Raw genomic sequence first — 10,003 nt, 5'->3', positions numbered from 1 at the left:
GCGGCGCCGCAGGCGCAGCCGGAACCCCAGCCCGAGCAGGCCGCCGTGCCATCTGGCCCCATGCTCTACGCCTTGGCGCAGATCCTGGTGCGTGTGCCGGAAGGCTCGTCGTCCGAACAGCTGGCCATCTTGCGCAAGAAGGCAGAAGGCATCCTGGCGCGCGCCAAGCGCGGCGACGATTTCGCCAGCCTGGCGGCGGCGTCCTCGGACGGCCCCGAAGCCTTGCAAGGCGGTGTCATGGGCGTGCGTCCGCTGGATGGCTGGCCTGATCTGTTCGTCAAGGCCATCAGCAATCTGCAGAAGGGCGAAGTCACGAACCTGATCCAGAGCGGCAACGGTTTCCACATCATCAAGGTGATGGACCGGGGCACCGCGCAACCGGCCCCTGGCCGCACCGCCCGCGCCCCGGCGCCCGCGCAGGCGCCCCAGCCTCAGCAGCCCGCCGCTCGTCCGCAAGCGCCGGCCGCGCCGCAAGGCCCCACGGAAGTCATGCAGACCCGTGCGCGCCACATCCTGATCAAGACGTCCACCGTCATGAGCGACGAGACCGCGCGCCAACGCCTGGAACAGGTGCGTCAGCGCCTGGTGGCCGGCGATGCGAAGTTCGAAGACATGGCGCGGCAATATTCGCAGGACTCGACCGCGCCGCAAGGCGGCGAGCTGGGATGGTTGAACCCGGGTGAAACCGTGCCGCCGTTCGAAGCTGCCATGAATGCCTTGAAGCCGGGCGAAATCAGCCCTCCGATCCAGTCGCCTTTCGGTTGGCACTTGATCGAAGTTGAAGAGCGCCGCCAGCATGACGTCACCGACGAATTGGCCCGCATGAAAGCGCGCCAGACCCTGTTCGAACGCCGTGCCCAGCCTGCTTTCGAAGATTGGCTCGACCAGTTGCGCGCACAAGCGTACGTCGATAACCGTCTTGAAAAGCAGCAGAAGATCCAGCAGAACAACCGCTAAACGCATTACGGGCTTTTCATGTCTCAACACCAGGCGCGCAAGCGCTTTGGCCAGAACTTCCTGACCGACGAAAGCGTCGTCGAGTCCATCGTCCGGGCGGTTGCTCCCGCCCGTGACGATGCCGTGGTCGAGATCGGCCCGGGTTTGTCTGCGCTTACCCGGCCGCTGCTTGAGCGGTTGGATCACCTGACCGCCGTCGAGATCGACCGGGATCTGGCCGCCCGGCTGCGCAAGCAGTTCGAGGCCAGCCGCCTGACCGTTGTCGAGGCCGACGCGTTGACGGTGGATTTTTCGCAGTTCGGCAGCGCGCTGCGTGTCGTGGGCAACCTGCCCTACAACATCTCCAGCCCGCTGCTGTTTCACCTGATGGCGTGGGCCGACCACATCCGCGACCAGCATTTCATGCTGCAGCGCGAAGTGATCGACCGCATGGTGGCGCAACCGGGGTCGGGCGATTTCAGCCGCCTCTCCGTGATGTTGCAATCGCGCTACCGCATGCACAAGCTGTTCGACGTGCCGCCCGAGGCCTTCGATCCGCCGCCCAAAGTGGTGTCGGCCATCGTGCGCATGGTGCCCCTGCCGGCCGACCGCCTGCGTCCGGTCAGCACGCGGGCGTTCGAAACCGTGGTGGCACGCGCGTTCTCGCAGCGCCGCAAGATGCTGCGTCGCGTGTTGGCCGACTGGGCGGCGCAGGTGCCCTGGGAAGCCCTGGACATCGCCCCGACGGCGCGCGCCGAGGACATTTCGGTGGACCGCTACATCCGCTTGTCGGATGCGTTGGTGGAAGCGGGCATTCTGCAATCCACCTGAAACACCGTGTCCAACAGAAAGCCCGCTGAAGCGGGCTTTTTTGTTGATGCAGCCTGGGGACGTTGGACGGTCTGTGCGCGTTGCGCCGTTTCCGTTCAATGGCACCGGCTGCGGGTCAAAGCATGCGCTTCTGCGCCGCCATCCATAGCTGCATCACATCGCGAGCGCGGTCGGCAAGCAGCTTTTCGGCGTCCGTCAGCGCCTGTTGCAGCGTGATCGGGCCAGGGGCCAGGCTGAACGCCGCGCTGATGCCGCAGGCGTGCAGCGCTTCGTAGCCATCGCCCAGCGATCCCGCCAACGCGACGACCGGCACGCCGGCCTGCTGCGCGATCCGGGCCACGCCCGCGGGCGTTTTGCCGCGCAGTGTTTGCGCGTCCATGCGGCCTTCGCCGGTGAATACCAGCGTGGCGCCTTCGATGGCCTTGGCCAACCCGCCCAGTTCGGCCACGATTTCGACGCCGGGCCGGAAGTGTGCTTGCAGGAAGGCGTGAGCCGCGAAACCCAGGCCGCCGGCGGCGCCCGCGCCAGGCTTGTCGCGGTGGTCGGCGCCCAAGTGCCGCGCGCAGACATCGGCGAAATTCGTCAGCATCTGGTCCAGCTCCAGCACCTGTTCCGGCGTGGCGCCTTTCTGCGGCCCGAAAACATGCGAGGCGCCGTGCGGGCCGCACAGCGGGTTGTCGACGTCCGAGGCGATGTCGATGCGGATGCCGGCCAGACGCGGGTCCAGCCCGCGCGTGTCAAGGCTGGCCAGTTTGCCCAACGCGCCGCCACCGGGCGGCAGGCTATGGCCCTCCGCGTCCAGCAGGCGCACGCCCAGCGCCGTCAACATGCCGGCGCCAGCGTCGTTGGTGGCCGAGCCGCCCAACCCAAGGATGATGCGCGTGGCCCCCGCGTTGATGGCGGCCAGCATCAGTTCGCCCACGCCGTGGCTGCTGGCGCGCATCGGGGCGCGCCGGGACGGGGAAATCAATTCCAGGCCCGCCGCTGCGGCCATTTCGATGACGGCGGTGCCGTCTTCCAGCAAGCCCCAGACGGCATCGACCTTGTAGCCCAGCGCATCGTTGACGGTCAGTTGCTGTTCCTTGCCGCCGGTGGCGGCCAGCACGGCTTCTACCGTGCCTTCGCCGCCGTCCGCCATCGGCACGCATATCGTGTGGGCGCCGGGGCAGGCGGCTTTGACGCCGCGCGCGATGGCCGCCGCCGCGTCCGGCGCGGAAACGCTTTCTTTGAAAGAGTCGGGAGCGATGACGATTTTCACGGGTTTGGCTGGGCTCGTTGAAGGTCGGGGTGACGACCATGATACCCGTGCGGACGCAGGCGGCGTACCATAGCGCTTTCGTTGTTTTTGCGAGAGTGGACCGTCATGCCTGTATTGCGCCGCACAAAAATTGTCGCCACGTTGGGCCCTTCGACTTCGTCGCCCGAACGCATTGATGCGCTGATCCGCGCAGGCCTGGATGTGGCCCGTTTGAACTTCTCGCACGGCAGCGCGGACGACCATCGCGAGCGTGCTCGTCTGGTGCGCGAAATCGCCGCCAGGCAAGGCCGCTTCGTCGCCATCATGGGCGACCTGCAAGGGCCCAAGATCCGCATCGCGCGCTTCACGGACAAGCTGGTGCAATTGCAGGTTGGCCAGCCATTCACGCTATCGCGCGTGCATCCCAAGGAAGCCGGCAACGCCAGCATCGTGGGCATCGATTACCCCGAGCTGGTGACCGACTGCCGCGTGGGCGACGAACTCCTGCTGGATGATGGCCGCGTGGTGCTGGTGGTGGACCGCGTCGAAGGCGACGAGGTCCACACGACCGTGACGGTGGGTGGGCCGCTGTCGAACAACAAGGGCATCAACCGCCGCGGCGGTGGCCTGTCCGCGCCCAGCCTGACCGACAAGGATCGCGTCGACATCAAGCTGGCCGCCGAAATGGAACTTGATTATGTGGCCGTGTCGTTCCCGCGCTACGGAAGCGATATCGACGAGGCCCGCACCCTGCTGGCCGCGGCCGGCAGCCAGGCATGGATCATCGCGAAAATCGAACGCGCCGAAGCGGTGGCCGACGACGAGGCGCTGGACTCGCTGATCCGAGCCAGCGACGGCGTGATGGTGGCGCGCGGTGACCTGGGCGTGGAAGTGGGCGACGCTGAACTGGTGGGCATCCAGAAGCGCATCATCCAGCACGCGCGCACGCTGAACAAGGTCGTGATCACGGCAACGCAGATGATGGAGTCGATGATCTCCAGCCCCATGCCCACGCGCGCGGAAGTGTCGGACGTGGCGAATGCGGTGCTGGACTACACCGACGCCGTCATGCTGTCGGCCGAGAGCGCGTCGGGCCAGTATCCCGTGGAAGCGGTGCAGGCGATGGCGCGCGTGTGCCTGGGGGCGGAAAAGCACCCGACCACGACCAAGTCGCATCACCGCGTGGGCGAAACCTTCACGCGTTGCGACGAGACCATCGCGCTGGCCGCCATGTATTCGGCCAACCACTTTCCCGGCGTCAAGGCAGTCATCGCGCTGACGGAAAGCGGGCACACGCCGTTGATCATGTCGCGCATCCGTTCCGGCGTGCCGATCTACTGCTACAGCCCGCACAGCCTGACGCAGAACCGCGTGGCGATGTTCCGTGGCGTTTATACGGTGCCCTTCGCGCCGTCGGACTACGAACCGGCGGATCTGAGCAACGCCGCCATCGACGAATTGCGCAAGCGCAACCTGGTGCAGTCGGGCGATTGGGTGATCTTGACCAAGGGCGATTTCTATCGCGACAGCGGCGGCACCAACGGCATGAAGATCCTGCTGGTGGACTAGGGCCGGCAAGGGCGGGGCGCAAGCCCCGCCGTGACGCTTAACCGAAGAACCAGTAGCACACGCCGATCGCGGCCAGCACGCCGGCCAGGTCGGCGATCAGCGCGCAGCCCACCGCGTGGCGGGCGCGCAAAATCCCCACCGACCCGAAATACACCGCCAGCACGTAGAAGGTGGTTTCCGTGCTGCCTTGCATGATCGCGGCCAGCAGCGCGGGGAAGCTGTCCACACCATGATGCGCCATGGTTTCCAGCATCATGGCGCGCGCCGCGCTGCCCGAAAAGGGCTTGACCAGCGCCGTAGGCAAGGCGTCGACGAAACGCGAGTCCCAGCCGGCGTACTGCGCCAGCCAGCGGATGCCGTCAAGCAGGAAATCCAATGCGCCCGACGCCCGCAGCACACCTACGGCGCACAGCATCGCCACCAGATAGGGCAGCAGGCTCTTGGCGATGTCGAAGCCTTCCTTGGCTCCTTCGATGAAGGCCTCGTAGACGGGGACCTTTTTCCAGGCGCCCACGACCAGGAATGCCAGCAGGATGCCGAACAGCGCCAGGTTGCCCAGCAGCGACGACAGCGACGCGATGGCGGCGGCCGACATGCTGGCCAGCAGCGCCATGAAGCCGCCCATGATCAGCGCCGCGCCGCCCAGCCATAACATCACGACGGGATCGGTCAGGCGCAGCCGCTGGCAGGCCGCGACCGCTACGAAACCCGCCAAAGTGGACGCGCTGGTGGCCAGCAGGATCGGCAGGAATACCAGTGTGGGGTCGGCCGCACCCTGTTGCGCGCGGAACATGAATAGCGTGACGGGCAGCAACGTCAGCGACGATGCGTTCAGCACCAGGAAGAGAATCTGGGCGTTGCTGGCGGTTTCGGGCGTGGGGTTCAGCGACTGCAGCTCGCGCATGGCGCGCAGGCCAATCGGCGTGGCCGCGTTGTCCAGTCCCAGGCCGTTGGCGGCAAAGTTCAGCGTGATCAGGCCGATGGCGGGATGGTTGCGCGGCACGCCAGGCATCAGGCGCGCGAACAGCGGCCCCAGCAGGCGGGCCAGTTTTTCCACCAGGCCGGCGCCTTCCGCGATGCGCAGGAACCCCAGCCACAGCGTCAGCGTGCCAAACAGCAGCACCATGACTTCCACCGATACGCGCGCCATGTCGAACAGGCTGGCCACCATCAGCCGGAAGACGTCGGGGTCGCCGACGGCCAGCCAGCGGTACAGGGCGGCTGCGGCGGCGGTCAGGAAAAAGCCCAGCCAGAGTTTGTTCAGCATGCGGAATGTGCCCGGATAGGGGTTGATTGCGCACCAGCGCGGCGACGCCCATTGTCGCAGAGTCAGCACCCCCAGGCTTGGCCGCGCCCCGCCAATTCTGGTACTTTGGCCTGATACGCCCTAGGGCCATTACAGTGGGGGACACGCATGGATTTCAATGCCTGGCGCCGGCGCCGCATCTCGGAACCCGCGTATCGCTGGGCGCGCAACGCGTTGCCGGCCATGTCGGCCACCGAGCGCGAGGCCATCGAGGCCGGAGACACCTGGTGGGATGCCGACCTGTTCACGGGAAATCCCGATTGGCGCAAGCTGCTGGACGTGCCCGCCGCCACGCTGACCCGCGAAGAGCAGGCGTTCATCGACGGCCCCGTCGCGCAGCTGTGCGCCATGCTGGACGAGTGGGACATCACCTGGAACCGGCGCGACCTGCCGCCGCAGGTCTGGGCCTTCCTGAAGGCGCAACGCTTTTTCGGCATGATCATCCCGCGCCGTTACGGCGGCCTGGGCTTTTCCCCTTATGCGCATTCCGAAGTCGTCAGGCGGATTTCGGCGTATTCCATTACGGCCGGCGTGACGGTCATGGTGCCGAATTCGCTGGGGCCGGGTGAATTGCTGATGCAGTTCGGCACGCCCGCGCAGCGCGACTACTGGCTGCCGCGCCTGGCCGATGGCCGAGAGGTGCCGTGCTTTGGCTTGACGAGCCCCGAGGCCGGCTCGGATGCGGCCTCCATGGTGGATACGGGCATTGTCTGCCGCCAGGTCGTGGATGGCCGCGAACTCATCGGCATCCGGCTGAACTGGCATAAGCGTTACATCACGCTGGGACCCGTCGCGACGGTGCTGGGCCTGGCGTTCAAAATGTCCGACCCCGACGGCATCCTGGGCGGCCCCACGGACATCGGCATTTCGGTGGCGCTGGTGCCCACCGAAGCGCCGGGCGTGGAGATCGGCCGGCGCCATCTGCCCGCGATGCAGGTGTTCCAGAACGGTCCCAACACCGGCCGCGACGTGTTCGTTCCGCTAGACGCCCTGATCGGCGGCGAGGCCCGCGCGGGCCAGGGCTGGAAGATGCTGATGAGCGCGCTGGCCGCGGGGCGCGGCATTTCGCTGCCGTCGCTGTCGGCCGCCGCCGCCGTGATGTGCGCGCACACCACGGGCATGTATGCGCGGGTGCGCGAGCAGTTCGGCATCCCGGTCGGCAAGTTCGAAGGGGTGCAGGAACAGTTGGCCAGCCTGGCCGGCAATGCCTACATGGTGGAAGCGGCCCGTCGGCTGACCTGCGCCGCGCTGAACCAGGACGTGAAGCCGGCCGTCGTGTCGGGCATCATGAAATACCACGCGACCGAGCGGATGCGCAGCTCGGTGAACGCCGCGATGGACGTGCACGCCGGGCGCGCCGTGATGGACGGCCCCGGCAACTATCTGGGCGGCTTATACCGCGCGGTGCCGATCGCCATCACGGTCGAAGGCGCCAACATACTGACGCGCAACCTCATCATCTTCGGCCAGGGCGCTATCCGGGCGCATCCGTACCTGATGCCGGAAATGCTGGCGCTGGCCAATCCGGACGAAGAGCGCGGCATCGAGGTTTTCCACGACGTGTTCTGGCGGCATTTGCGCCATGCCGGAAAGAACACGCTGCGCGCCATCGGCCGCGCCTGGACGGGCGCCGTGCTGGCGCCTTCTCCGGTGTCGGGCCCGACGGCCGGCCATTACCGGCGGCTGGGGCGCTATGCCTCCGGCTTCGCGTTGCTGGCGGACGCCACGTTGGCGCAATTGGGCGGTGGGTTGAAGCGGCGCGAAATGATCTCGGCGCGGCTGGGCGACATTCTGTCCGAGCTTTATCTGCTGTCGGCGGTGCTCAAGCGCTGGGAGGATGAAGGGCGCAAGCACGATGACCTGCCGCTGGTGCATTGGTGCATGGAGCAGGGCTATGCCACGATTGAAAAGAGCCTGGACCAGGTGTTGCGCAATTTGCCGGGGCGGGTGCTGGCCTGGGGATTGCGCGCGGCCATCCTGCCGCTACGCCTGGCCAGGGGGCCGAATGACGCCTTGACGCGCGAGTGCGCCGAACTGCTGCTGAAGCCGTCGCCCACGCATGTGCGATTGGCGGCCGATCTGCATCGCGAACCGGCCAATGCCCCGTCCGCCGGCGTGCTGTTGGGGGCGGGCCGCCCAGGCCAGGACCCATTGGCGGATCTGGCCCGCGCCTTCGCGTTGGTGGACGCCGTGCAACCCATCCGCGACCGTCTGCGCCAATCGGGTGTGCGCGACTGGCGCGAAGCGCATCAGCGCGGCGCGATCACCGACTCGCAGGCCGCGCAGCTGGAAGCGGCGGAGAGCATGGTGTCGAAGGTCTTGCAGGTGGATGATTTCGCGCCAGCGGAGTTGTCGCCGCAGGATCCCGACCCAAATGCGAACCCAAGCGCCTAGTCGTCGGCGTTCGGGTCCATGCCCGGGAACAGGATTTCAGTGAAGCCGAACTTCGAGAAATCCTGGATGCGCGACGGATAGAGGCGGCCAATCAGGTGGTCGCACTCGTGCTGCACCACGCGGGCGTGGAAGCCTTCGGCTTCTCGCTCGATCAACTGGCCATAGGGGTCGCGCCCGCTGTAGCGGATGTGGCGGTAGCGCGGCACCTGGCCGCGCAGGCCCGGCACCGACAGGCAGCCTTCCCAGCCGTCTTCCATCTCGTTGGACAGCGGCGTGATGACGGGATTGCACAGGATGGTTTGCGGCACGGGCGGCGCGTCGGGGTAGCGCTCGTTGCGGTCGAAGCCGAAGATCACCAGTTGCAAGTCCACGCCGATCTGCGGCGCGGCCAAACCCACGCCTTGTGCAGCCGCCATGGTTTCGAACATGTCGTCGATCAGGGCGTGCAGCTCCGGCGTGTCGAAGCGATCAACAGGCGCCGCTACCCGCAACAGGCGCGGGTCGCCCATTTTCAGAATGGGATGAATCATGGTTTCAGTCTTGTCGGTCTTTCTTCTGGATGAACTCGATCTTGTAGCCGTCGGGGTCTTCCACGAATGCGATGACCGTCTTGCCGTGCTTCATCGGGCCGGCTTCGCGGGTGACTTTGCCGCCGCGTTCCTTCACCTTGTCACAGGCTTCGTAGGCGTTGTCCACTTCCAGCGCGATGTGGCCGTAGCCGTTGCCCAGGTCGTACTTTTCGGTGTCCCAGTTGTGGGTCAGTTCGATGACCGCGCCTTCGGACTCGTCTTGATAACCCACGAACGCCAGCGTGAACTTGCCTTCCGGGTAGTCGTTGCGGCGCAGGACGCGCATGCCGAGCACGTTGGTGTAGAAATCGATGGACTTATCAAGATTGCCGACTCGCAGCATGGTGTGGAGCATACGCATGGAGGTCTTCCTTAGGCGATGAGGGGTTGGGGCATGAACCCGGGGTTGCCGGAGTGTTGCCGCGTAATGCCGATGTCGCGCAGTGCGCCGCCCATGGCGACGACCGCCTGCCGCATCTGGTCCGCGCCAAAGGCGCCGATGCAGCCGACCCGGAACGTGGGTTGTTCGGTGTTGCTGAAATTGCTGAGCACGTAGCCGCGTGCCTTGAGGGCATCCACGAACAGCTGCAGGTTCCAGGTCGGGGCGTCTGGCGCGCAGACGTTGACGACGATGGGGCCCTGCAGGTCGCGTGGCAAGTAGGGCGACAAGCCTAGCTCGATCACGCCATCATATAGCGTGCGCATGTTGGCCGTGTAGCGGGCCAGACGGGCCTCTCGGCCTTCCTGTTCAAAGAGGCCCAGCGCCACGGCCAGTGCCGCCAGGGTAGGCGCGGGCGGCGTGAATCGGGGGCCGGCGTTGGGCGCCAGCGTGTGCTGATGGATGTCGGCCAGGTCCAGCGACCAGCTGCCCGCGTTGCCGCGCGCGGCTTCCAGGCGGTCCACGCGGGCCACCACGAAGGCGGCGCCCGGCAGCCCTTCCAGGCACTTGTTGGCCGTCAGCACGACGGCGTCGACCGCGGGCAGGGCGGACAGGTCCAATGGCAGCGCGCCGAAGGCGGACACCGCGTCGATGATGACGCGGCGGCCCATCGCGTGGGCAACGCGAGCCAGCTCGGGCACGTCATGGCAGATGCCGCTGCCGGTTTCGCTATAGACCAGCGCCAGATGCGTCAGCGTGGGGTCCCGTTCCAGTGCCGGGGG

General features: G+C 66.6%; 9 protein-coding genes. 4 read left to right on the top strand and 5 right to left on the bottom strand.

Going from position 1 to position 10,003, the window contains the following annotated elements:
- On the top strand, window positions 1-957 hold a 957-nt coding region (locus ACE039_RS11425), incomplete at its 5' end, for a peptidylprolyl isomerase (protein WP_485822408.1).
- Window positions 958-975: 18 nt separating this feature from the next.
- A complete protein-coding gene (gene rsmA, locus ACE039_RS11420; protein WP_105555463.1) occupies window positions 976-1,767 on the top strand; it encodes a 16S rRNA (adenine(1518)-N(6)/adenine(1519)-N(6))-dimethyltransferase RsmA in 792 nt (263 codons plus the stop codon).
- Window positions 1,768-1,882: 115 nt separating this feature from the next.
- Here rsmA and ACE039_RS11415 read toward each other — a convergent pair whose 3' ends face one another.
- Window positions 1,883-3,025, bottom strand: a complete 1,143-nt coding sequence (locus ACE039_RS11415; protein WP_485822407.1) for a glycerate kinase — start codon at window positions 3,023-3,025, stop codon at window positions 1,883-1,885.
- A 105-nt stretch (window positions 3,026-3,130) separates the two neighbouring features.
- On the opposite strand from ACE039_RS11415, the gene pyk reads away from it, so the two are divergent.
- A complete protein-coding gene (gene pyk, locus ACE039_RS11410) occupies window positions 3,131-4,573 on the top strand; it encodes a pyruvate kinase (protein WP_448708943.1) in 1,443 nt (480 codons plus the stop codon).
- A gap of 37 nt (window positions 4,574-4,610) precedes the next feature.
- On the opposite strand, the gene ACE039_RS11405 is transcribed toward pyk, so the two are convergent.
- A complete protein-coding gene (locus ACE039_RS11405) occupies window positions 4,611-5,840 on the bottom strand; it encodes a nucleoside recognition domain-containing protein (RefSeq protein WP_485822406.1) in 1,230 nt (409 codons plus the stop codon).
- 147 nt (window positions 5,841-5,987) lie between these two features.
- On the opposite strand from ACE039_RS11405, the gene ACE039_RS11400 reads away from it, so the two are divergent.
- Window positions 5,988-8,273 carry an acyl-CoA dehydrogenase gene (locus ACE039_RS11400; protein ID WP_485822405.1) on the top strand — a complete coding sequence of 762 codons (2,286 nt, stop codon included), beginning with the start codon at window positions 5,988-5,990 and terminating at the stop codon, window positions 8,271-8,273.
- On the opposite strand, the gene def is transcribed toward ACE039_RS11400, so the two are convergent.
- The 3 genes from def to ACE039_RS11385 form a co-directional block, all read right to left on the bottom strand.
- Entirely contained in the window at window positions 8,270-8,803 is a 534-nt protein-coding gene (gene def, locus ACE039_RS11395; protein WP_448708941.1) for a peptide deformylase, read from the bottom strand. The two genes, ACE039_RS11400 and def, sit on opposite strands and share 4 nt — an antisense overlap.
- 4 nt (window positions 8,804-8,807) lie before the next feature.
- Window positions 8,808-9,203, bottom strand: coding sequence for a lactoylglutathione lyase (gene gloA / locus ACE039_RS11390; RefSeq protein WP_313465204.1), 396 nt, complete (start codon window positions 9,201-9,203; stop codon window positions 8,808-8,810).
- 11 nt (window positions 9,204-9,214) lie between these two features.
- A partial coding sequence (locus ACE039_RS11385) for an aminotransferase class V-fold PLP-dependent enzyme (protein WP_485822404.1) occupies window positions 9,215-10,003 on the bottom strand: 789 nt, incomplete at its 5' end.

The sequence above is a fragment of the Achromobacter maghribensis genome, assembly GCF_057334215.1.
Note: the sequence above shows the minus strand (reverse complement) of the source record. Positions and strands in the feature narration are given on the sequence as shown.

Coding starts and splice junctions, on each gene's coding strand:
- rsmA (WP_105555463.1), top strand. CDS start 976: ATGTCTCAACACCAGGCGCGCAAGCGCTTTGGCCAGAACTTCCTGACC.
- pyk (WP_448708943.1), top strand. CDS start 3,131: ATGCCTGTATTGCGCCGCACAAAAATTGTCGCCACGTTGGGCCCTTCG.
- ACE039_RS11405 (WP_485822406.1), bottom strand. CDS start 5,840: ATGCTGAACAAACTCTGGCTGGGCTTTTTCCTGACCGCCGCCGCAGCC.
- ACE039_RS11400 (WP_485822405.1), top strand. CDS start 5,988: ATGGATTTCAATGCCTGGCGCCGGCGCCGCATCTCGGAACCCGCGTAT.
- def (WP_448708941.1), bottom strand. CDS start 8,803: ATGATTCATCCCATTCTGAAAATGGGCGACCCGCGCCTGTTGCGGGTA.
- gloA (WP_313465204.1), bottom strand. CDS start 9,203: ATGCGTATGCTCCACACCATGCTGCGAGTCGGCAATCTTGATAAGTCC.